The sequence below is a fragment of the Lactiplantibacillus sp. 3062 genome, assembly GCF_055413545.1.
Map to the genome: position 1 here is coordinate 94,344 of NZ_JBVAYE010000003.1, position 23,347 is coordinate 117,690.

Here is a 23,347-nt window from a genome sequence, read left to right on the forward strand (position 1 = left end):
GAGGTATTTATTCATGGATCAAGTTTCCTTAGTCATTATTTTATTAGCCGCATTATTAATTCCGCTTATCATGGCTAAATTCAAAATCAACAGTTTGCCAACGGCCGTCATGGAAATCATTGTCGGTATCGTAATTGGCCCCAGCGTGTTTAACTTTGTGAACACCTCTGACCTTATCTCACAACTCTCAACGATTGGCGTCATCGTCCTGCTGTTCTTAAGTGGACTTGAAATTGACTTTAGCCTATTTAAGAAGCGGCGCACGGCATTAACACCTTTAGAACAAAAAAACGCGGTCAACACACCGAAATATTCGCCAGTTCGACTTTCGGTGTACGCCTACAGCACAATTATTGTTCTATCGCTGTTACTCGCCGCTGCTTTTAAAGTCAGCGGCCTCTTCAGTGATTTCTGGCTTGCCGCGATTTTATTTGGCACGATTTCACTTGGTATTGTAATTGCAGCTTTAAAAGAACAGGAATTGCTTAGTAAGGCTTTCGGACAAACGATTCTGCTCATCTCGGTCTTTGGTGAACTTGTACCGATGATGGGACTGACGCTCTATGCATCCGTCTACGGCAGTAACTCACAAAGTCTCTGGTTACTATTACTCATTTTAGCCGTTGCCGCACTATTACTCTTACGGTTCAAACCATTCTTCCGCTTCTATCAAAATATTAACAAATCGACGACACAACTAGATATTCGGTTAGCCTTCTTCTTGATTGTAACGATGGTCACGGTGGCCGAATCCGTCGGTGCTGAAAACATCCTGGGCGCTTTTGTGGCCGGAATCGTCTTGAAACTCTTGAACCCTAGTGAAACGACCCGCGAACGCTTGGATGCTATTGGTTACGGCTTCTTCATCCCGATTTTCTTCATTACGACTGGCGTCGATTTGAACTTACGGACCTTATTAACAAGTGGCAAAACCTTACTATTAATTCCACTATTTTTCTTAGCATACATGGTTGCCAAGATTGGCGGCTACTGGGTCCTAAAGTTACGGTTCAAGCAAGCCAATGCTTTAGCCGGTACCGCGCTGACTGCAACGACAATGACAATGGTATTAGCCGTTCTTCGAGTTGCCAAGTCAATGAAGACAATTACTAGTGACCAGTCCGGCGCTTTCTTACTCGCAGCGCTACTCACTTGTGTCATCTCACCCCTGATTTTTAACAAGTTTTATTCAGCTGAAAAAGAAGACCTGGTCAAAACAGCGGTCCACTTTATCGGCGCTAACTTAAGCACCGTACCCGTTGCACAACAGCTACGAAAAGGCTGGTACGACGTGTCAATGTACACGAATCATCCTGAGAATTATCAAACCTACCACGCGCAAGTGCCAGTGACCTTAATGGAAAACTTCACAGCCCAGGACTTACAGGATCACGGCGTCTTTGACACGGATATTTTGGTACTCGGCCATATTGATGCCGAACGTAACTACGAGCTTGCTAAAGCCGCCAAAGCATACGGTGTACGGCGGATCATCGTTCGGTTTGAAGACCGCAATGTGCTCAACGAACATGAAGATGAACTCCGAGAGCTAGGCGTCGAAGTCTACAATACACCAGAGGCCAACATTACTTTACTGCGCGCCTTAATTGAATCACCGTCAACCTTGCTATTGCTCAATGATACTGAAAACAGCATCTACGAAGTCCGGGTCCTCAACCATCTCTATACTGATGTTCAAATTAAGAACTTACAGTTTGCTCAGGATATTACCATTAGTCAAGTCATCCGTAATCGGAAACTGATCGCGCCCAATGGAAATACGACGATTATGTACGGTGACCGCTTAATCTTTACCGGGAATAAGCAAACGGCCGCTCAGATTCGACAAGCCTTAGCAACTGCTAATTAATCGCAGTGCATTTTATGGTAAACTAAACACATTATGGCTTAGTTTTGAACACCAAGTAGAGGAGTAAATAATGGCAACTTTTTCCGTTTACATGATTCGTCATGGTCAAACTTACTTTAACAAGTACCGCCGAATGCAGGGCTGGTGTGATTCCCCCCTCACAGCTGTCGGCGAACAGGACGCTCGCAATGCAGGTAAAATGCTCAACGGTATTGATTTCGATGCCGTTTACGCCAGTGACATGACGCGGGCAATGCGCACCGCAGAATTAATTCTTCCTGCCAGTGGCAATACCGATTTGACGGTTCAACCAATGGCCGCCTTCCGTGAAGCCTTTTATGGCTATTTTGAAGGTGATGACACGTCGCAGACCTGGTTCATGGTTGGTGCGCCCCATCAAGCACCTAGTTTGTCCGCAATTATTGAACAATACGGCATCGAAAAAGCCAAAGATTTCTGTAAAGAAGCTGACCCGTTCCATCGCGCCGAAAATAACGCCGAATTCTGGCAACGGGTCAATGGCGGTCTCGATACGTTACGTGCTCACCATCACGACGGGGACAAAGTTTTGGTCGTCAGCCACGGCAATACGATTTACAGTATTGCTGCTCGTTTTGCCGCACTGACCTCACCAGCACGGCCCCAAAATGGGAGCGTCACGAAATTCACAATTAGCGACAACGATGTGACGTTAGACTACTTTGGCCGCAAAGACCATCTCGACTAAATAAGGAGAAACACATGGCTCAATTTTCAATTTCCTTTGTTCGACACGGACAGACTTTTTTCAACTTATATAATCGCATGCAAGGCTGGTCTGACTCGCCGTTAACTGAATACGGACAAGCCACCGCAACCAAGGTCGGTCAAGCACTAGCGAACACGGCTTTTGACTACTACTACAGCAGTGATTCTAAGCGGGCAATCGACACCGCTCAGCTCATTCGACAAGCGGCGGGTGCTACCGCCCAGCCCTTTAAAACACTGATGAACTTTCGTGAAGTTTTCTATGGTTATTTCGAAGGTGACGATTCAAGTCGGACCTGGTCACTAGTTGGCCGCCAATACGGGGTCACCAGCATGCACGAACTTCTTGAACACGTGCCTATCGATCAGACTCGCGACCTGATGCGTGAAATCGACCCTTGGCATGAAGCTGAAGACAACTCGATGTACTGGGAACGGATCAACCAGGGCTTTGACTACTTGAAAGCTCACCACGATCACCATCAAAAAGTCCTCGTGGTTACCCACGGCACGACAATCCGCAGTATGGTCGCACATTTTGCTCCTGAAATCGACATCACGAACGGCCCCAAAAACGGGAGCGTCACTCGCATCGACATCAATGGCGATCAAATTCGCGTCGTCGATTATGCGCAAGACTTAGCTGACGTGAAAGTCAATCAACACTTATAATTTTGCTCATCAAACAAAACGCTCGCAACCACTGACTGGTCGCGAGCGTTTTTATATTGGCTCTGAAATAACTGTTGTTGGTAATTAACTAAATACGTGATTACTGGCGACAGATATCTTTATTTGTATTTTAATCATGGGCTATTGAACAATTCGAATTGAAAAAGGTGCTTGCCATTGTTTGACTAAGCACCCGTAGCACTATTCGCAACATCAATTGACAGAGAACCAACTCGGCTATCTTATCAATGATGTCCTTAAACTTTGCTGGTTAAAGACGTGTTTGAAGAATTCAGGTATGCTACCCCAATTCAAACTATTTTTTCAAAAAAGCAAGCACGTTCTTCTTAGACGGTTTCATGCTTCCTGCTAAGAACGCAATTACGACTGCCACAACAGCAAACAAAAGTTCCCAGACTGACCAATTAAAAACTACCGTTAAAGCTAACATAATAGCAGCTGCAATTATCAAGACGCCATCTCTGGGGCCTAAATTCAGATACGGATACATCATCATCAGACGTCACTTCTTTCACTATTTGTTGTACTCAACCAAGACTATACACAGAATTACTGACGAAATTAAGAAACCCCTCCGAGAGGTAGTGCGTTGACCGGGTGTAACAAGAAAATTTTGTAAAGTCTTGGCAACAGTGCGTCTATCTCAGGTCGGAAGAAGTCTAAGAATAACCCAAATATTCATTTAACTTCTAAAGTTATTATAACACCGCTTTCATGCTTGTGGTCATTCTTTTATAAAAATATTGAAAAGCTGTTGGGGCTTCACTGATGAATCACAAACCCACTAACCCCCCCAATCCTAACTCGTGACTTTGATACCAATAATGCCAATGACCAGCATTGCAATGAAGATCCACGTGATGGGTGCAATTGTATCTTTGAAGAAAACCAGGCCAACAATTATCGCACCGACCGCACCGATACCGGTCCAAATTGGATATGCAATACTCAACGGTAAGTGTTTGGTTGCTAATGCTAAGAAGCCAAAACTCAAGACCATGCCAACTACTGTGGCCGCAGCATAGCCAAAGTGACTGAACCCATTACTTAATTTCATCATCGTAGCCCATACCACTTCAAATAATCCAGCAATAATTAAATAAATCCACGTCATTATCAATTCCTCCTCAAAATAAAAAGGACAACGTCCACCCAACTTCCACAATGACCTAAGGAAGTTGGGTTAACGTTGTCCGGTGACAATTCATCTTAATATTTCAGTCCACTATAGCAAACCTCATCTGCATGGTCAAGCTTACTCACCGCAAAGCATCCACTTTGTCAGTGGGGTCAACGGTGTCGGCAAAGCATCTAAAGCAAAGAAAGCCGCAGTACTCGTCTCATCGGTGGCTTGAATCAATTCACCACCCGTTGTATTGGCGCGATATAACGTGGTGACACTGTCAATAATGTCCCCGTTAGGATACTGATAGTGCATCTTGGGCCCACTATAGACATCGATCAGCGTTAACTCACCCACCGTCAGCCCAGTCTCTTCTTTCAATTCCCGTCGCGCCGTTTGCTGGACCGTCTCTCCCGGTTCAGTCGATCCAGCTGGCAAGCCCCAACAGTGGTTATCGGTTCGATAAATCAAGACAATTTTGCCAATCGAATTTTGGGCCATTAAAGCCGCACCGGCCACTACTAGCGGTTGGTAACCAACTTGCCGCCGCAAATCAAGCACGTAACCCATTTTTGATTCCTCCCTAATACCCGAAGTCGTAATATTTTGATTAGACATGTTATACTTAATGCAATCATAACACGTTAGGAGTGAGTGTATGTCTGAAACCAACGCTCAAAAAGTACAAGAAGTCATCATTGCCGGCATGTCTAAAACGGTCGCCAATTACGACTACGCCATGTCCGAGCTAGAAGCGCTCGTTGCAGCCAATAATATGCACGCGGCCCTGCGAATTGACCAAGGATTGGAAAAACCCAACCCGGCCACCTTCTTCGGCAAAGGTAAAGTTGTCGAAATCAAAGAAGTCGCAGCCGCCAACGATTTGCACATTATGGTCATCAACGCGGATCTGACCCCTAGTCAGGTGCGTAACTTAGAGGAACAAACGGACATTCAGATCATCGACCGTACTGGTCTGATCTTAGAAATTTTTGGTAACCGTGCGCGGAGCAAGGAAGCCAAATTGCAAGTTAAGATTGCCCAATTACAATACCAACTTCCCCGATTACGAACGAGTATCTCCAATCGCCTTGACCAACAGGCTGGGGCCGCTGCTGGTGGTGGCGGGGGCTTTACCAACCGTGGTGCTGGTGAAACGCAACTGGAATTAAATCGCCGGACAATTCAAGACCGGATCAGTCACGCGAAGCACGAACTTAAGGAACTCAATAAAGACGAAGTAGTGCGACGTTCACAACGCGATAAAGCTGGGCTCCCCAACGTCGCTTTAGTCGGTTATACCAACGCTGGTAAATCAACGACTATGAATGGTTTAGTGAAACTGTTCGGTAAGGGTGAAGATAAGCAAGTCTTCGAAAAAGACATGCTTTTCGCAACGTTAGATACAAGTATTCGTCAGTTAACCTTCCCTGACAATAAGCAGTTACTGCTCAGTGATACAGTCGGGTTTGTCAGCGACTTGCCGCATAACTTGATCAACGCCTTCCGTTCAACGCTAGCCGAAGCTGCCAATGCTGACTTACTCATTCAAGTCATCGACTACGCCGATCCCCATTACAAGGAAATGATGGCGACCACTGAAAAGACGCTCAAAGAAATCGGTGTGCACGATGTTCCTATGATTTATGCCTTCAATAAAGCTGATTTAACCGAAGCCGACTACCCGAACCAGCAAGATGATCAACTCATCTATACGGCGCGTGATGAGGCCTCACTACAAGCTTTGACCAGTATGATCAAAGCCAAAGTCTTTAAGAATTACGTGACAACAACGTTATTAATCCCGTTCAATGATGGTGAAGTAGTGGCTTACTTGAATGACCACGCCAACATTCTCAAAACGGATTACTTAGCTGATGGCACCCAATTAACAGTCGAACTCAACACTGTCGATGCCCAACGTTATGAAAAATACGTGGTGACACCTGCTTAAACGACTCATTCAAAAAGATGGCTCTAGGATTAACCGCCTAGAACCATCTTTTTTGATTTAACAATCAACCCACTCTGTTAATCGCCAAACCACTAGTGCCAATAGTGAACATCATTCAGTCACCATTAACGCGTGCAATTGCGCCAATAGTTCGGACTGCGACCGTCCTCGCCATTGACGTTGAAAAGCATAACTAGTCCCCTTCAGCATGGCAATTAACATATCAGCTTGAAACTCACATGCCGGTTTCGAAAGCGTTGGCTTCAAATCACGAACCAGTTGCGTTAATAGGTCACATAATTGTTGATAAAGTTCGCTCTGATAAAATTGACGGCGACCAGGTTCACCGGCCTCGACATTCATTAATAACGCCATGTTGTGCTCACGAATCGCTAAATATTCCCCAATAACATGATCAAAACGTGCCGCTGCACCTACCGAGGTCGTGGTCAAGTAGACTTGATTGGTTTTAATAAAAGTTGCGACTCGGTCCGTTACCAATGCCAAACATAGTGTACTTTTATGGGCATAGTGACGATACAACGTTCCGGGACCGATACCAGCGGCCGTCGCAATATCTTTCATACTAACGGTTTCGATTGAACGCGCGGCAAAGAGTTGTCGCGCAGCAGTCAAAATTTTCTGTTGGTTAATTTGTGCATCCTTTCGCATTCGACACACCCTCCTATTTACTTAAGTTCACCATACACTTTTACGCATCACTTGACAAACGGAGTGTACTCCGTTTAAGGCATAATTATACAATCTAAGGGGGAATTCACTACGTTTGTCTTTTTATCCGGATTACTAATCGGCATCTTCGTTAGTCTGATTGGTGGCGGAGGTGCTGCCCTATACCTAGGTGTCTTAACCAGTCAAGTAGGCCTTGCAACCGCGGTAGCCGTACCAACCTCCCTAATCGTCGCCTTACCAGCCTTATTCTTTGGTTTTATAACACAGTTGAAAATCAAAAATGTCAATTTCAAGATTGGCAATCAAATGATCATTGCGGCCGTTCCCGGTATCATCGTCGGGACATTCAGCGCACAATTTATTCCCCAACAACTGTATAACTGGATTGTCGGGACAATTTTTTTGATTATGGGTGCGATGGTACTAATCAAGTATGTGCACCATTCTAAACAAACTACAGCCGGTCACCAACCTTGGCAAGCTGCCTTCTTTGGCCTTTTAAGTGGATTGATGGTCGGCATTGGCGGCTTAAGCGGTGGTGCGACCACGGCTGCCGGGTTAGCAATTCTTGGGCTAACGGCCGTTGAAGCCGCTGGTACTGCCACCTATGTGTTAACTGTTATGTCCACAATCAGTTTAATCGGCCATCTCTTTACTAGTACTTTTGCTTGGCAATCAGGATTGGTCCTCATGATTGGCGCAATTATCGGCGCAATCATTACACCACTCGTGATTCGCCATTTAAATTTAGATAAGGTCAACCGCGTATTAACGCCATTTCTTGGTCTTATTATTATTTATTTTGGCATCAAAATGTTTATATAAAGGCAGATAAAAAGTCACTTCAGGCAGTCGTAAACTTGAAGTGACTTTTTGATATCCCCTACTGAAAAAATTCATAATCATGTGTATACCAAGAACAACCTTCTCCAGCATGTTGGTGGCTAAGCTAACTGCCGACGACTGACTAGGTAAACAACGATAATCAATGGCAGCGTCACCATCATCACGGGATAAAACCACGCCATTGGTAATTGACTGCTAATCAGCCCGCCAATGATGGGGCCAAGTGACATTCCGAGATCAACACCAATATAAAACGTACTATTGGCTAGCCCATGATCAGCTTTCGGCACGAGCATCAATGCTTTAGCTTGGCAAATTGAAAACATCAAACCGTATCCGGCAGCCAGTCCTGCTGCACCCAGCAGTAGCATCGCCCAATTGTTCATGTCAGTTAAGCCAATCAATCCTAATAGATTAAAAATTAAGCATAACCAGATGAACCGTTTAAATGGCACCCGGTCGAACCAATCGCGGAGAATAATTCGCAATACTAATAAAATACCCGCGTACACCGGGAAAAATACCCCCGCTGCCACATGAAAATGCCGTGCAGCGACGTAGCTGACAATATAGGTTTGGGTGGAAAAATATGGTAATGAAAATAAAAGCAAAATCAAGGCCACGGGGATTACTCGTGGTTGTACGATGCGAATATGGTGCTTAGTCGTAGCCGTTTGAGGCGTCACAATTGGTTCACCATGATCACCGACGAATTGAATCATGATGATGAGCAGTAAACTACTGCCCGCTGCTAACCAAAAAACACTCTGGTAACTGTAATGTTGATACAAGAAGACACTGATTGCCGGCCCGCACGCCATTCCAAGCGCATTCGCTAGCCCATAAATGCCCATTCCAGAGCCAATTCGATCGGGTGGCAATAAACTAGCCATCCAGGTTGCCATGCAAACTGAACACAAGGTATATCCCAACCCATTCAAAATTCGCAATAACATGATTAACGTCACGTTGGTTGTCAAACTATAACCTAAACTAGCTAGTAGCAACAAACAGCCCCCCACGAAGGTCAAACGGTACTTAGAGACCCGGTCGGTTAAATTCCCAGCAAGTGGCCGGAGCACTAGCGATGTCAAATTCGTTAACCCGGCAATCGTACCGGCAAGCACACTACTAGCGCCAATACCGTGCGCAAATCCTGCAATCACGGGATTGATTAACATTGGACTCATTAAAAAGAAGAAACTAGCCATTAACACTAACTTTACATCCGGCGTATATAAACGCGTCTTCATCAATTCTCATCACTTTCTAAATTCTGATTAACTTGCCGTAACAAATCTAAAAATACCTGTTGTTGTTCGGCATCCAAATGGGCAAACATTTGCGCACTCGTCTGCCAGCCATGTTGACGGAGCTGCTCGCGTTTAGCACGCCCACTCGGGGTCACTACCACTTGCTTGGCACGCGCATCCGTTGGACTGACCACTAATTGGACATATCCGCGCGTCTGCAAGCGTTGCACGATCATCCTGGCCGTCTGATGGGTGATTTCCTGGTACGTCTTAAACGCGGTTACCGTGCGACCTGGCTGATCCGTAAAAAAGGTCAGTGCATCCGCTTGCTCAGTCGTTAACCCCACCGTCCGCAAATGTTGGTTGCGACGCCGCTTGATTTGACGAGCTAAAATCAGAACTTGCCGCGCCACCATTTCATCATGATTCATCTTAATCACCTGCCCTTTCATTTATACAGCCAGCTGTATAAATTGTCAACCAGCGACCGCTATTTTTTCTAGCAGCCTGAAGATCATTTTAAACAACGACAAAAAGTGGCTAGGCTTGGTTAGCCTAACCACTCATACCGTTGACTATAACACATTTTTCCGGCGTTGCGCGGCACGCCATAACGAAAAGGCCGTCCAACAGCTCACTAAGACGATCAACCAACTCAGGGCTGTTAAGGACAGTGACTTAACTAAGGTCGCTGCCACCACCACGCCAATAATACCGCCTAAAATAATGCCGAATAAGCCGCGATAATCGACGCGGTCATGGCGAATAAAATTCACTGCCGAAATCGGCATCAACAATGCGCACGACAGCATCATAATTGGGAAGGCGGCAATCGGGGTCAATCCCAGAAAATACACCATTACCATACACGGTGCGTACAGTCCGACTCCGGCTGACATCAGTAACCCTAGGATAAAGTTGCCACCAATGCCGACCAATAATTTCCAACCGGATAGCCCCGTCGCCTGATTAGCAACTCCCAGCAAACTGATCCAACCTAATAACTTCGCTGCCATCAGTAAAGCAGTGATGACTAACGCACCGGCCATGATTAACTGAATCCACCGCTGATTAAGCTTCGTCATGACTTCACTACCCAGTAATGCGCCGAGCGTTGCTGCTAAAACTAAACTAATCAGTGTCACTGGCTCGACCGCAACTGCTGTAACAAAGAAAAACGCCTCAAACGCGGTCGGAATCGCATGCATCGTGTTCAAAGTTCCAGGTAGCTTACGTTCATCCTTTAAATAATGGCTCGCTTGAAAAATTGCCGTGGACACGACGAAACTTCCGATACCAAGTGTGTCAAGAAAATCCGTCACGGCCCCGATAACCATGCCGAAACCAAAACTGTGGTCAAAAAATGGCGCTGCTTGCCGTCTGGCACCGGCTAACAGCAACCCAAATAAGCCGATGCTGAGCAGCATCAACAACACCACAATTGCAATTACCATCAATCTAACCCCACTCTCTTACCTACTCGTAGCATTATACTGTATTTTTAGGAAGGAACCAAAAATTATTACCATGACGTCACTGCAAGTGGTACCCACAATCATCAGTTTGCATACTGAACGTGACCACCAGACCATAAGATCCCACCGGCACTAGGGCAACTATGCCCACAGATTGTCAGAATGTGCTATAATCCAGTCAATCGATTGTGCACAATCATTATTAGAACGTCTCCGCACTTAATACTTAATACTCATCGCATGAAAGGCGGTAATTATCATGAAGACAACCACAATTCGCCCCCTTGAAGACCACGTCTGTTTTTCAACCTACACAACAGTCCATGCTATTCAACGCCTCTACCAACCAACTTTGACAGCACACCGACTCACTTATCCACAATACTTGGTTCTAGTCGCACTCTATGCGACACCGCCGCGCGCTGTCACGGTCAAAACGTTGAGCACCCAGCTAAATTTAAGTACGGGAACGCTGACGCCCGTGCTACAGCGAATGACCCAAGCTGGTTTAATTACACGTCATCGGAATCCCCAAGATGAACGGAGCATCTTGCTCACTCTGACACCTCAAGGAACCGCAACACGACTTGCTTTAAATGATTTGCCGGATTTATTGACTGCTAAGGGTGGTCTCAATCAATCCGAGTGGGCACAACTAACTCAATTAATGACTAAGTTAATGACTAACCTGACCCGTTAAATAACCCTGCTAATATTAGGAAGATAAATAAATTAATTTAAAGCCACCACGCCGCCCAATCCTATTTTGTCGAAACTCGAATCACCAACCGAATAACACTGATCATTTTGAGCCTTGTCGAACTTTATTATTAAAATATCGTTATTAGTTCGGATTTTGGGCAAAAAGCCGGCCACAACCAACGATATTTGATTGTCATCACCATTAATCTCTGGTATGCTAAGTGCAATCATTTAGAATTTGGTTGTTTCAAGGGAGGATTTCAGGTTAATGCAGGAAACAAAGCAAGCAACGACCCTGAACCGTTCACTCGGTTTTTGGTCAGCACTTTCACTCGTCGTTGGTACGGTTATTGGGTCAGGAATCTTCTTCAAGCAATCATCAGTCCTTGATAGTGCGGGCTCACCGAGCGCTGCGTTACTCGCCTGGTTACTAGGTGGACTGATTACGTTGACCGCGGGCTTAACAATCGCCGAGGTCGGTGCCCAAATGCCGCATACGGGCGGGCTCTATGTCTACATGGAACAAATCTATGGTAAATTGTGGGGCTTTCTCTCTGGTTGGATGCAAATCGCCGTCTACGGTCCCGCTATCATCGCTTCAATTAGCGCTTACCTTGGTATATTACTAGTTGGTTTCTTCAACCTGCGGGCGGGTTGGCAGGCGCCACTCTCGATTGGCGTCATCGTCCTGATTGGAATCCTCAACATGTTCGAAAACCGTTGGGGCGCCGCATTTCAAATTGCGACCACGTTGGGCAAATTATTACCGATTGCGGCTATTATTATTTTTGGACTCTTCTATGGTAATCAGAATGCGCTGGGACAGTCTTTACATACAATTACCCAATCAACGGGTAGTTTCGGGGTTGCCGTCCTCGCAACACTTTTTGCCTATGATGGCTGGATCTTAGTCGCTAACTTGGGTGGCGAAATCAAGAACCCGCAGAAGTTATTACCACAAGCCATTATTTTAGGGATTTCAATGGTCTTGATTGCGTATACCTTAGTCAGCTATGGGATTCTCCACTTCGTACCCGCGGCAACGATCCACAAACTCGGGCAACAAACGACGCTGTACTTTGCCCAAGCGGCGTTTGGCACAATTGGCGGGCGCCTACTGAACATTGGGATTATCATCTCGATGGTGGGCTGTTTAAACGGCAAGATTATGACCTTCCCCCGCATCGTGTACGCCATGGCTGCTCAGAATCAGTTGCCATTCGCTAAACAACTCAGTTACTTGCACAAAAAATCACACGAGCCGATCGCCGCAACCATTGCCATTCTCGTTTATGCTAGTATTATGATCCTGTTCTTCAATCCAGATCGCTTATCGGACCTCTGTATCTTCACGGTCTACTGCTTCTACGTGGCAACCTTCGTTGGTGTCTTTATTTTAAGAAAACGACGTCCAGCTTCTGAGCGAACATTCTCGACACCTGGATTTCCGATCACACCGCTGATTGCGATTCTGGGCGCGCTGTTCGTGATTATCAGTGAAATTGGCTCAGACTTATCGGGTGTACTGATTTCCTTGGTTATCGTGGCCGTTGGGTTCCCAATCTATTATTGGAAGCAGCAGCAAAATCAAAATGCTTAATTTAAATTCTTGATAACTTGTAAAAGAGCGTTGTTACTGAAGATATTTTCAGTAGCAACGCTCTTTTTATGCTTTTCAACGCGCATTGAAATAAGTGATTTAATTTGCTTACCGATTACCTTAACGCTTAGTAACTAAACCTCACTATATTTGATTAATTTGATCTGCTGTCGTTCTAACCATTCCTGCATTTGAGAATCTGTTAACATTGCGACTTCTTGCGTCCGGGGAACTGTCAGGCTTGAATGTTGTAATAAGTAGTCATCCAAATAGCCAGGATGACAAACCATCATAGCATAGCCGTCATTATATTGGGCTAGTGCCGCACGTTTCAACGTTTCATAAGGGTTATAGTTTTTGCCCATACTTTCCATAAAAACATGTAATACTTTTCCCTTAAATAGCACACTCGGACTATCTGGGCCTGCTGCAAAGCGTAAAAGATTTAAGCGATGACGTTCACCCACAATTTCCAATCCCTTAACAAAGTTATCACTAACTACCGCATGACCCTCAAAATAATCAGGCTGGCGACCAACTAACGCTACAAATTTTTGATATTGCGCTTCGATTTCCAAAACAACTTCATTAAGATCGACAAAATCATGAATAGCCGCCCGATAATCCGAGGAATGACGAAAGGTACCATCTGGATTAGTGATGCTCGGAATCAATTTTGGATTTGTTAATGGCCGGCCAGCAGATATAACAGTATGCAACCCTAAGCAAACCCCTGCATCTTTAATCATGGCTAATCCTGACATCGTCGTTGGCATATTGACCATAACACCCACATTATTAATTAACCCGTTGTGAACTGTTCGTGCAATCCCAACATTAACTGCATCGGAATAACCTAAATCATCAGCTCGAACGATTACTTTTCTTTCCATTAGCTTTTAAGCCTCCACTAGTTTAAATTCTTTAGTCCCCTGTTTGTTTGTATTGGCTTCAACACCAATCGCATAAGTTGCAATAGCAGCTGCTACAAACGCAATCACGCCACTAACCACACCGTTAATCACATTAGATGTTTGCCCGCCAACATACGCAGTTAAAGATAAAAAGTTTGCAACAGGTACCATGACATAAGCTGTAACTGTTGTCAGGCCAGCATATAAGCCACCGCAAAATCCACCAATCATCATGCCAATAAACGGTCGTTTATAACGAATTGCTAGTCCATATAATCCTGGTTCAGTCACACCTCCGATAATACTAGCGATTAAATAACCCCAAGCAAGTGTCTTTTGATCTTGGTCCTTAATTCGTAAGGCCGCACCCAAACACATGCCCGCGACCGACATACTAGCGGCAACTGCGCCAAGTGTGACAAAGTTTTCATGACCCGATTGCGCAAAAATCATCATCATCGTCGTAAGCATTAAGAGATGCATCCCGGTCATAACCAAGATTTCCCATAAGGCACCAACCACTCCAACCGCGATAATCGTTGGCAAGCCACCTAATTTCCCAAAAGCTAATATTCCTGTACAAATGTAATTGCCGATAAAGTTTCCCGCTGGGCCTAAAATACATAACGAAATCGGCAACATGATTGCAATCGTCAACGTTGGGATAACAATCGTACTAATTGACTCTGGTACATAACGCTTAAAGAACCGTTCAATATACGACATTACCCAAACCGACAAAATAATTGGAATGACCGTACTTGAATAATTAACTAATGGCATTGCGATACCGAAGATATTAAATGCCTTTCCAGCAGTCACAATTTTAATTAAATTAGGATCAATCAAAATTGCACCTAAAAACATTGAAATAATCCGTGACGTATTAAATTGCTTAGCAGCTGTATATCCTAAGATGATTGGAAAAAAGTAGAATCCAGCATCACCAACCAACGTAAATAACTGATACAACGATGTTTTAGTACCAAGAATATTGAACATACTTGGTCCTAAAATGGCCGCAAACATTTTAAACATTGATGCAGCAATCAACATCGGAATCAATGGTGTTAAACATCCAGCCAATTTATTTAGAATCATATTTCCCGCAGACTTAAACGTTAACTTTTCTTTAGGTCGATTATCTAAATCTTCATTAATTGGCGCGTTTCTAGTTAAATTTCCCACCGTAAGTAACGCATCATAAACTTTGCTAACTGCTTGTCCAATAATGATTTGATACTGGCCACCAGCGCGATTGACACCAATCACACCTGGAATATTCTGTACCTCACCATCATTAGGAATACTTTCATCCTTCAAATTAAAACGTAATCGGGTCATACAATGTGTCACCGAAGAAATATTCGCACTACCACCAACTGCTTCCAGTACACCATTCGCCACTTTTTCATACTGTTTATCCTTATTTTTCATGTCGCATACACCTCCATTAATTAACGGTTACGCTTGAGTATTCATTTTATTAACGATCCTTTTAACATATATCATTAGGTAGAAAAGTTCATCATCATTACTATTAGTATCAAGTTGACTATCAACGTAGTCTGCAATTCGCTTTGCTACCAAGTAAATTTCAGGCTCATCATGCCTCATCGTATTAAATAATTTAGAATTATCATTTTCAGAAATTTGCTCATGTTTCTTCATCCGTTTAATGTAATACCGTAAATGCATGACAAACCGGTTGTATGTGAATTCGGTTTGATTGATTCTAAGCTCATATTCTTGTTCAATAATTTTTGTGATGATTTTTATCATTTCATCGTCGCTATTTACACTTGAATTGGTCGCTAAATCATTAGTCTGAGAATTGACAAAATGCATGGCAATTGCTGTGACCTCGGAAACTGGTAATTGAATATTTAGCCGTCGATTAATTAACCTGACGGCGTAATACCCAACATCCGTTTCTTGTGGGTATAATTGCTCCACATCATATGAAAATGGTAACTGGGCGCTTTTATAATGGGTTAGTCGCGTTATTGCAAAGTTAATATGATCAGCTAAGCTAAAAATCATATTTGGATTCAAAATTCTTGGAATTAGTGCCTGCGCTCGCTCAACAATTGCCGCACTCAAATCAAAGATTTCAGTGGGTATTTCTTTTAGTAATTGATAATATTGATAGTTTAATTTATAAAATGTCATCGTCACTTTAGTCATATCAGTAAGCTCATACGGGACTTTTTGAAATCCTAGTCCCTTACCAAAGGCGACCAATTCTTCACCATGTTGATCAAGACAAACGACCACGTTGTTATTAATTTTCTTCACCACCCGCATTTTAATTCGCACTCCTTTACATAGTTTATGCTTGCTTTAAAACTGGTGTGCCGGCTGCTAATTGTTGATGAAGCTTACTGCCAAGTGGCACTTCGCCCGTATAACCTTCTGTAAAGACAACTATGGTGGTCATATCTAATCCCGCGGTCGCCATCGTTTGGCGATCGAGCGTCACTAATAGGGTCCCTGCTTTAACTTCTTGATTTAATTTGACGTGTGCCGTAAAGCCTCTACCATTTAAGCCAACTGTATCTAGGCCAATGTGAACCAATACAGACACGCCCCTAGTCTCATCCATGATGCCAATAGCGTGTTTACTTTCAGGTAATGCAACGATTTTCCCACTAATCGGTGCCACAACTTGATTAGTGTCCTCACTCGGCCTAATAGCAAATCCATCACCCATCATTTTCTTTGCAAACACTTCATCCATAACGGCCGTGATCGGTATATAAATACCTTCAATTGGTGTAACCACCTCGAAGACATCAACTTTCTTTCTTTTAATTCCAAACATCACTGAACCTCCTTCAATACAAAAAAACTCCTTGAGGCACCCACTTCACCCGTATATTTCAACAAGTAAAAGGTAATGCCTCAAAGAGTATGAGTTACAATCCTTAATTTCAGTTTTATAGAAAACGTTTTCATTAACTATATTATCACGCCTTCTATTTTTTGCAAGACATTTAAATATTTTTTATAAAAAAGGCCAAACAAAGCATTATTGCTTGTTTGGTCTTTTCATTAAGGAATTTCAGCCATCATCCCACCAGTTTAATTACGCTAACTTCTTATCCAACACACGTGACAGAATTGACAAGGCGTAACAAATAATGAAGTACATGACTGCGATCATTAAGAACATCGGTAAAATATACGCTGAGTTCTGACCATAAATAATTTGCGCATGGTTTAATAATTCAGGTAAGACAATAATGGTTGCCAGCGACGTATCCTTAATCAGTGAGATAAATTGACTCACAATCGTTGGGATCGTCTTCTTGATTGCTTGTGGAAAGACAATGTGCCATAACGCTTGTACATAGCTCATCCCGTTAGCCCGGGCGCCTTCCATCTGACCGTAATCAACCGCCAAAATCCCTGAACGAATGATTTCGGCTAACATGGCCGATTCAAAAATCGTCATAGCGAGGATGGCTGCGAAAATGATACCAGGCTTGAATCCCAAGTGTGGCAAGCCAAAGTAAGTAAAGAAGATAATTAAGATCAATGGCAAGTTTCGAATAATGTCAACAACAAACCCAACCACTGCCGATAAATATTTAATCTTGACGTACCGAAGCACCCCTAGGACTGAACCGATAATAAAACTGGCAATGATGGAAACGACGGACACTTCCACCGTTACCCAGAGTCCTTCGAGCAAGAACCGGATATTTATCCACGAATACGCTTGAATAAAGTTTTGCATGAATCGTCGCCCCCTTCTAGTTTGCTAATTTTTTCTCTAAGTGCCGCATGTAATAACTCAGTGGCAACGTAATGATTAAGTAAAAGACCCCTACGACCACGTAGCTATTGATCGTATCAAGCGATAGTGACGCAATTGAATTTGCTTGGTACATCAAGTCGAACCCAGCCACGAAAGCTAGGACAGAAGAGTTCTTCACCAGATTAATAAACTGGTTGCCCAACGGTGGAATGATGATTTTAAATGCCTGTGGTAAGACAATTTTACTCATTGCCTGCCAGTACGTCATCCCATTAGCACGGGCGCCTTCCATTTGTCCAGGATCAACAGATTGAATTCCGGCCCGAACCGTTTCCGCAATGAATGACGAGGTATAGATTGTTAGCCCAATTGTCCCCGCGGTAAAACCATCAATCTTGGCAACATACATTGGAATGATCACGTAGAAGAACATCGCAATAACTAACAATGGAATGTTCCGGAAAATTTCAATATAAACTCGACCAATGATGCGCATCGTACGACTTGGCAAAACTTCAAAGATAGCAAACATTGTTCCGATGATCGTACTGAATACCAAAGCAATCACACTGGATAACAACGTATATCCGAGTCCTTGAATCAGCTCTGACCAATAGTGCGTTAGAATGTATTCCATTAGCGTGACGCCTCCTTATAGTCGAAGCCGGCCACGTTACCAAACCACTTCTTCAAGATGCGGTTGTACGTCCCGTCCGCTTCAATTTCTTTGAGCGCTTTATTCAGAGCCTTTTTTAACGGTTCCTGACCCTTATTAACAGCGATCCCGTATGGTTCTTTCGTGAAGGTACCCCCAACCACTTCGTACCCTGGGTTTTGCGACGCCATCCCGTAAAGAATCCCGTTATCAGTAGTCAACGCGACCCCCTGACCAGATTTCAACGCCGTCATTGCCTGAGCATAGTCGGATAATTCCAACACCTTAGCCTTAGGCGCTGCTTTCTTAATGTTCTCAACGGAGTTTGCACCGGTCACACCAAGGACCTTGGTGCCCGACTTATTCAAATCCTTAACTGATTTAATGGCACTGCCCTTTTTAACCAACAGTGATTGCCCCGCATCAAAGTATGAATTCGTAAAATCAACCTGTTTTTCACGTTCCGGCGTGATAGTCATCGTGGCGATAATGGCATCAATGTTCCCATTCTTCAACAATGGAATCCGCGTTTGACTCGTTACTTGGACAAACTTGGCGGTAGCATTCTTACCGAGCACCCGCTTTGTTAATGCCGTCGCAATGTCGGCGTCAAACCCCTTGATTTGATTATCTTTAACGTCCATCAACCCAAATAATTTCGTATCAGCTTTAACACCCCACGTAATCGTCTTACTAGCTTTATCATTGGTCAAAACATCCTGTTTTGCTAATGATTGCCGTGAACCGCAAGCGGTTAAGACCACCACTAGCATGGCAAGCATGCCGAGTGCGCCAATTAGTCGTTTCAGCTTCTTCATTCGTGGTCCTCCCCTACAAATTAGTGTGTAATAATTTTACTCAAGAATTGACGGGCCCGTTCATTAGACGGCTGACCATCAAAGAACTTTTCTTTAGCATCATCTTCTAAGATTTCCCCATCAGCCATGAAAATAACCCGATCGGCCACTTCACGAGCAAAGCCCATTTCGTGGGTCACAACTAACATGGTCATACTGGAGTCTTCGGCAACACTCTTCATCACGTTCAACACATCATCGATCATTTCGGGATCTAGTGCTGAGGTGGGTTCATCAAACAAGAGACACTTCGGCTTCATAGCTAAAGAACGTGCAATCGCGATTCGTTGTGATTGCCCACCAGATAATTGGCTCGGTAAGCTATTGGCCTTGTCAGCCAGACCGACACTATCTAATAAGTCCATCGCTAATTTTTTATTCTCATCTTCCGGCCGTTTCAAGACTAACCGGGGAGCAATCATGATATTTTCAAGCACCGTCTTGTTAGCGTACAAATTAAAGTGTTGGAACACCATCCCAACGTTTTTGCGAATTTTATTCATATCCGTTTTGCGGTCGGCTAAATCAAACCCATTGACTAACAATTGACCTGACTGGACACGTTCCAAACCGTTAACGGTTCGAATCAAGGTACTCTTACCTGAGCCAGATGGTCCGATCAAAACAACTTTTTCACCTTCATTAATCGTTAAATTAATATTTTTGAGGGCGTGAAAATCACCATAATACTTTTCGACGTCGTGAAATTCGATCATTGACATTGCAGTCACCTTCGCTTTCTCTATCAGCCTGTTGACTGACGGTCTAGAATTATTGCATTAATAATTAGAGTTAAGAAATCCTTATTCTTCGTTAATGCTATTTAAATAGTTTAATACATAATTAGTGATTTTGTCAAAAAGTAGCTAAATATTGTTCGATATCCATAAAATAGTGAGAAACAGCTACACTGTTTTCAGTTAAAATAGCTGAATAACAGCTCCAATATTGAACATTATTCGTGAAAAGCCAATAATAATTCGCCTTTCTTTTTGGAACTGCCACGGCCGAATAATTTTTAGACAATGATTTCAATAAAATTTATATTATTCTAACAACTAAACTTAACCCGCTTTTAATCATACCACTACTGAAAGCCACCGAAGCGTCCGGCGCATAATTTTCACAATTAGTGGTTTTAACTAACTGAACTTTAAAAATTGTTAACGCTTCCGCAATCATTTCTTTAATAATCACTGCTAACCTAGAACTATTAAGAAATTAATCATCTGCATTGTAACGGGAGACGATAATATGTTACTTGACCAAGCAGCTAACATGACTAACATTATAGCGGCCCAGATTATCAAAGTCTTTTATCCCTTTGTGATTGCCAAGACTGAGACGGGGGCCTACTTAAAATTAAATTTATCCACCAATGAACAACGCGATCCACTCTTCTGGGATGAGCTCCGTAGCATTCTGCAAGCTAAACTGTGGGTGCCAATCGGTAAGCACTATCACCAGTTATTAGATAATGGCTGGTTAGCCGAATCTACTAGCTAGTTAGTCACGACCAGTCAGCTGACTCAAGAGACAAATAAGCCCTCCAAGCAATATGCTTGGAAGGCTTATTTCATTGCCAGTACACCTGAAGCCCAGTCGCGGACGCACCACCAAATTAGTCCCGCTATAAGCTAGTTATCGAACAGCGAGTCGCCGAACAAGTTAACCGGTGGGGCACTTTGACCAGCCACCGTCTCCTACAGCCATACTGGTAGTAGCGACTGACGCCATCATTAAAAGGCGTGGGCCGTCGTTTCACCATTCAGAATTGCTAAGACGTCATCTAGGCTAATATCGACCATATTTTTGACCGCTAGATTCGTATAGAAACCCACGTGTGGCGTGATGATGACGTTGGGCATCTGCATTAATTGTGCCACGTTGGTATCTTGAAGCACCTCACCCTGATGATTTTGATTAAATAACGCATTTTCACCCTCAACCGTATCAAGTGCACAACCGGCGATTTCACCGGCCTTTAACGCTGCCACAAGATCATCGGTGACAATCACTGGTCCGCGTGAGGCGTTGATAATGTAGGCATCCGTCTTCATTAACTTCAGGGCCGCCGCATCGATCAACCCCGCAGAGGTCTCATTCAAATCCACGTGTAAATCAACGACATCCGCCTGCCGCAATAGGTCTTCCTTAGTGTCAACGTAGGTTAAAACGTCTTCGAGTTCAGGATGGCGTACCACGTCATAGGCAATCACCTTGGCACCTAACCCGTGGAAAAGTCGAGCGGCCGTGCCACCAATACGACCCGCACCAATAATACCAACGGTTAATGATCGAATTTCTCGTGCTTGCAGTCCCGCCCACTGAAAATTCTGTTGGCTGATTCGTTGATCAAACATTTCCAAGTTGCGAATCAAGCGCATGGTTTGTGCCACCGACATCTCAGCAACTGAATTAGGCGAATAGGCTGGGACGTTCGTGACCACAAGACCAGCCGCCTTGGCTGCCGGAATATCGATTGTATCCACACCAGCCGTACGGCTCGTTAGTTGTTTTAACCCGGCCGCAGCTAATGATTGGTATAAGCTAGCATCACCACCAATTGGACTGCGTTGCTGAATGACCAAGCCGTCATAACCCTTGACCAGGTCGGCAGTTTCTGGATGGAATTCCAGATCATTCGTATCTACTTGAATTTGATGAGCCGCAGCCCACGCTTGAATCGCATCCTGTTCATCATCGCGAACACTATACATTAAAATTTTCATCTTTAAGCCCCCTGCTTCTTGCTGGCAACGTACGTCCTGAGCCGCGTGACCGCCGTCTTAAGATCGGCCATCGAAGCGGCATAACTAATTCGAACATAGCCTTCACCACCCGGGCCGAATGAGCTACCTGGAATCAGAGCGACACGTGCTTCATGGGCTAGTTCACGGCAAAAAGCCATACTATTTTGTGGCAACCCGGCTGGAATCTTACTGAAGAGATAGAAGGCCCCTTCTGGCTTAGCTGATTGGAACCCAAGGTCATTAAGTGCATCATACAAATAATCGCGCCGTTCTTGGTACTCACGTTTCATTACTTGGGCATCATCTAACCCATTTTTCAATGCTTCCGTCGCAGCTGCTTGAGCATTGGTCGTCGTTGAAGTCACTGTGAATTGGTGAATCTTACCCAGTTGTGCTGTGATAGCTTTCGGCGCACACATGATGCCGATTCGCCAGCCCGTCATCGCGTGCGACTTTGAGACGCCGTTAAGCAAAATAGTTTGTGTTGGTAAGTAATTTGCAATCGATTCATGAGGCTCACCATACGTCAATTCGCTATAAATTTCATCAGACAAAACAAAAATTGGTTGATTAGCTAACACTGCGGCCAGGGCTTTCAGATCATCATGCCGGTAAGTCACACCGGTTGGATTTGAAGGAAAGTTAAGGACCACCGCTTTCGTCTTGGGGTGGGCTGCTAACGTCGTTTGTAACTGGTCAGGCGATAACACGAAGCCATTGTCCGAGGTATCCATGAAGACTGGTGTTGCCCCAGATAATTTAACGATTGCGATGTACAATGGAAAAATTGGGGTTGGAATCAGGACCTCATCCCCAGGATTAAGGATTGAAGTCAACGCTGTATAAATGCCCCCGGTCGCACCAGCTGTGATAATCACTTCGCTAGCAGGATCATAATGGACATCATACTTAGCGGCCAAGAATTCAGCGGCAGCCGTCCGCAAGGCCAACGTTCCGTTCGAGGGTGCATAGTGGCTTTCATCCGCTTCAATGCTTTCGATTGCAGCTTGTTTCACGTGCTCAGGTGTATTAAAATCCGGTTCACCGAGGGTCAAACGCACGATACCCGGAATATTTGCGATTTCAGCGTTGAACGCCAAAATATCAGACGGCTGAATCGCCGCAATTTCATGATTCATATGGTTAACAAGTGTTTCTGAATTAATTGACATAAAGATTCCTCCCAAGTTTGGCTGATCTTGTTGGTGGAAGCGGACTGGACTAGGGTCAAAAAAGCGCACCCCTTGAAATTCCAAAGGGTGCGCCACCACGCAGAAACAAACTTATTAGCCACCCTTGGAATTTTCAAACATCCATGGGCGCCGTCAAATCACAAAATACTCTTGGCAACCGCATCGATGCAAACATCGGATTCGTGTTTGCACCTCTGCAGCCGGCACAAACACTAGCGAAAATACCAAAAGTAAAAGCTAGTTCTAGATTTTAATG

At 44.2% G+C, this 23,347-nt stretch carries 25 protein-coding genes; 8 read left to right on the forward strand and 17 right to left on the reverse strand.

From position 1 onward, the window contains the following. The first annotated feature begins 13 nt into the window (after positions 1–13). The 3 genes from ACWQAU_RS06480 to ACWQAU_RS06490 all read left to right on the forward strand — a co-directional run bounded on the left by ACWQAU_RS06480 (position 14) and on the right by ACWQAU_RS06490 (position 3,289). On the forward strand, positions 14–1,870 hold the full coding sequence (locus ACWQAU_RS06480) for a cation:proton antiporter family protein (RefSeq protein ID WP_003641147.1): 1,857 nt from the start codon (positions 14–16) through the stop codon (positions 1,868–1,870). Positions 1,871–1,940: 70 nt separating this feature from the next. After that, the gene (locus ACWQAU_RS06485; RefSeq protein WP_003641146.1) at positions 1,941–2,597 is read left to right on the forward strand and encodes a histidine phosphatase family protein; all 657 of its coding nucleotides are present in this window, start codon (positions 1,941–1,943) and stop codon (positions 2,595–2,597) included. Positions 2,598–2,611: 14 nt separating this feature from the next. Next, the gene (locus tag ACWQAU_RS06490; protein ID WP_022637916.1) at positions 2,612–3,289 is read left to right on the forward strand and encodes a histidine phosphatase family protein; all 678 of its coding nucleotides are present in this window, start codon (positions 2,612–2,614) and stop codon (positions 3,287–3,289) included. 316 nt (positions 3,290–3,605) lie between these two features. On the opposite strand, the gene ACWQAU_RS06495 is transcribed toward ACWQAU_RS06490, so the two are convergent. The 3 genes from ACWQAU_RS06495 to ACWQAU_RS06505 form a co-directional block, all read right to left on the reverse strand. Next, positions 3,606–3,806 carry a hypothetical protein gene (locus ACWQAU_RS06495; protein ID WP_003641144.1) on the reverse strand — a complete coding sequence of 67 codons (201 nt, stop codon included), beginning with the start codon at positions 3,804–3,806 and terminating at the stop codon, positions 3,606–3,608. 303 nt (positions 3,807–4,109) lie between these two features. Continuing rightward, positions 4,110–4,424 (reverse strand): DMT family transporter, encoded by a 315-nt coding sequence (locus ACWQAU_RS06500; protein WP_003641143.1) that lies wholly within the window; start codon positions 4,422–4,424, stop codon positions 4,110–4,112. A gap of 141 nt (positions 4,425–4,565) precedes the next feature. Continuing rightward, positions 4,566–5,003: an NUDIX hydrolase gene (locus ACWQAU_RS06505; RefSeq protein WP_022637915.1), complete on the reverse strand. Its 438-nt coding sequence runs from the start codon at positions 5,001–5,003 to the stop codon at positions 4,566–4,568. 88 nt (positions 5,004–5,091) lie between these two features. Here ACWQAU_RS06505 and hflX point away from each other — a divergent pair, with 88 nt between their 5' ends. Next, a complete protein-coding gene (gene hflX / locus ACWQAU_RS06510) occupies positions 5,092–6,387 on the forward strand; it encodes a GTPase HflX (protein WP_003641141.1) in 1,296 nt (431 codons plus the stop codon). Positions 6,388–6,498: 111 nt separating this feature from the next. Here hflX and ACWQAU_RS06515 read toward each other — a convergent pair whose 3' ends face one another. Beyond that, complete coding sequence (locus ACWQAU_RS06515) at positions 6,499–7,059, reverse strand: TetR/AcrR family transcriptional regulator (protein WP_003641140.1); 561 nt, start codon at positions 7,057–7,059, stop codon at positions 6,499–6,501. Positions 7,060–7,146: 87 nt separating this feature from the next. Between ACWQAU_RS06515 and ACWQAU_RS06520 the strand changes: the two genes are divergently transcribed. Then, the gene (locus tag ACWQAU_RS06520) at positions 7,147–7,905 is read left to right on the forward strand and encodes a sulfite exporter TauE/SafE family protein (RefSeq protein WP_080263520.1); all 759 of its coding nucleotides are present in this window, start codon (positions 7,147–7,149) and stop codon (positions 7,903–7,905) included. A 119-nt stretch (positions 7,906–8,024) separates the two neighbouring features. Here the strand turns inward: ACWQAU_RS06520 and ACWQAU_RS06525 are convergent, their stop codons facing one another. The 3 genes from ACWQAU_RS06525 to ACWQAU_RS06535 all read right to left on the reverse strand — a co-directional run bounded on the left by ACWQAU_RS06525 (position 8,025) and on the right by ACWQAU_RS06535 (position 10,633). After that, entirely contained in the window at positions 8,025–9,179 is a 1,155-nt protein-coding gene (locus ACWQAU_RS06525; protein ID WP_022637913.1) for an MFS transporter, read from the reverse strand. Further along, positions 9,179–9,619, reverse strand: coding sequence for a MarR family winged helix-turn-helix transcriptional regulator (locus tag ACWQAU_RS06530; RefSeq protein WP_011101190.1), 441 nt, complete (start codon positions 9,617–9,619; stop codon positions 9,179–9,181). Before ACWQAU_RS06530 ends, ACWQAU_RS06525 begins: the two co-directional genes overlap by 1 nt. Before the next feature lie 135 nt (positions 9,620–9,754). After that, positions 9,755–10,633 carry a TSUP family transporter gene (locus ACWQAU_RS06535; protein WP_003641136.1) on the reverse strand — a complete coding sequence of 293 codons (879 nt, stop codon included), beginning with the start codon at positions 10,631–10,633 and terminating at the stop codon, positions 9,755–9,757. A 280-nt stretch (positions 10,634–10,913) separates the two neighbouring features. Here ACWQAU_RS06535 and ACWQAU_RS06540 point away from each other — a divergent pair, with 280 nt between their 5' ends. Both ACWQAU_RS06540 and ACWQAU_RS06545 read left to right on the forward strand, forming a co-directional pair. Beyond that, positions 10,914–11,354, forward strand: a complete 441-nt coding sequence (locus ACWQAU_RS06540) for a MarR family winged helix-turn-helix transcriptional regulator (RefSeq protein WP_003641135.1) — start codon at positions 10,914–10,916, stop codon at positions 11,352–11,354. 270 nt (positions 11,355–11,624) lie between these two features. Then, positions 11,625–12,956, forward strand: coding sequence for an APC family permease (locus ACWQAU_RS06545; RefSeq protein ID WP_022637912.1), 1,332 nt, complete (start codon positions 11,625–11,627; stop codon positions 12,954–12,956). A gap of 134 nt (positions 12,957–13,090) precedes the next feature. Here the strand turns inward: ACWQAU_RS06545 and ACWQAU_RS06550 are convergent, their stop codons facing one another. From ACWQAU_RS06550 to ACWQAU_RS06585, 8 genes are all read right to left on the reverse strand, one after another. Continuing rightward, positions 13,091–13,849 carry a ChbG/HpnK family deacetylase gene (locus ACWQAU_RS06550; protein WP_003641132.1) on the reverse strand — a complete coding sequence of 253 codons (759 nt, stop codon included), beginning with the start codon at positions 13,847–13,849 and terminating at the stop codon, positions 13,091–13,093. A gap of 6 nt (positions 13,850–13,855) precedes the next feature. Continuing rightward, positions 13,856–15,307, reverse strand: a complete 1,452-nt coding sequence (locus ACWQAU_RS06555; RefSeq protein WP_003641131.1) for a PTS transporter subunit EIIC — start codon at positions 15,305–15,307, stop codon at positions 13,856–13,858. Between the two features lie 27 nt (positions 15,308–15,334). Then, a complete protein-coding gene (locus ACWQAU_RS06560; RefSeq protein WP_003641130.1) occupies positions 15,335–16,177 on the reverse strand; it encodes a PRD domain-containing protein in 843 nt (280 codons plus the stop codon). A 25-nt stretch (positions 16,178–16,202) separates the two neighbouring features. Continuing rightward, positions 16,203–16,694, reverse strand: a complete 492-nt coding sequence (locus ACWQAU_RS06565) for a PTS sugar transporter subunit IIA (RefSeq protein ID WP_003641129.1) — start codon at positions 16,692–16,694, stop codon at positions 16,203–16,205. 264 nt (positions 16,695–16,958) lie between these two features. After that, complete coding sequence (locus ACWQAU_RS06570) at positions 16,959–17,612, reverse strand: amino acid ABC transporter permease (RefSeq protein ID WP_003641128.1); 654 nt, start codon at positions 17,610–17,612, stop codon at positions 16,959–16,961. Between the two features lie 16 nt (positions 17,613–17,628). Beyond that, positions 17,629–18,270, reverse strand: coding sequence for an amino acid ABC transporter permease (locus tag ACWQAU_RS06575; RefSeq protein WP_003641127.1), 642 nt, complete (start codon positions 18,268–18,270; stop codon positions 17,629–17,631). Further along, positions 18,270–19,106: a transporter substrate-binding domain-containing protein gene (locus ACWQAU_RS06580; protein WP_003641126.1), complete on the reverse strand. Its 837-nt coding sequence runs from the start codon at positions 19,104–19,106 to the stop codon at positions 18,270–18,272. Before ACWQAU_RS06580 ends, ACWQAU_RS06575 begins: the two co-directional genes overlap by 1 nt. A gap of 20 nt (positions 19,107–19,126) precedes the next feature. Continuing rightward, entirely contained in the window at positions 19,127–19,867 is a 741-nt protein-coding gene (locus ACWQAU_RS06585; protein ID WP_003641125.1) for an amino acid ABC transporter ATP-binding protein, read from the reverse strand. A gap of 532 nt (positions 19,868–20,399) precedes the next feature. Between ACWQAU_RS06585 and ACWQAU_RS06590 the strand changes: the two genes are divergently transcribed. Next, positions 20,400–20,651, forward strand: a complete 252-nt coding sequence (locus tag ACWQAU_RS06590; RefSeq protein WP_003641122.1) for a hypothetical protein — start codon at positions 20,400–20,402, stop codon at positions 20,649–20,651. 233 nt (positions 20,652–20,884) lie between these two features. Here the strand turns inward: ACWQAU_RS06590 and ACWQAU_RS06595 are convergent, their stop codons facing one another. Both ACWQAU_RS06595 and ACWQAU_RS06600 read right to left on the reverse strand, forming a co-directional pair. Further along, complete coding sequence (locus ACWQAU_RS06595) at positions 20,885–21,877, reverse strand: D-2-hydroxyacid dehydrogenase (protein ID WP_003641121.1); 993 nt, start codon at positions 21,875–21,877, stop codon at positions 20,885–20,887. A 2-nt stretch (positions 21,878–21,879) separates the two neighbouring features. Further along, a complete protein-coding gene (locus tag ACWQAU_RS06600; protein ID WP_025015639.1) occupies positions 21,880–23,070 on the reverse strand; it encodes an aminotransferase class I/II-fold pyridoxal phosphate-dependent enzyme in 1,191 nt (396 codons plus the stop codon). Between the last annotated feature and the right edge of the window lie 277 nt (positions 23,071–23,347).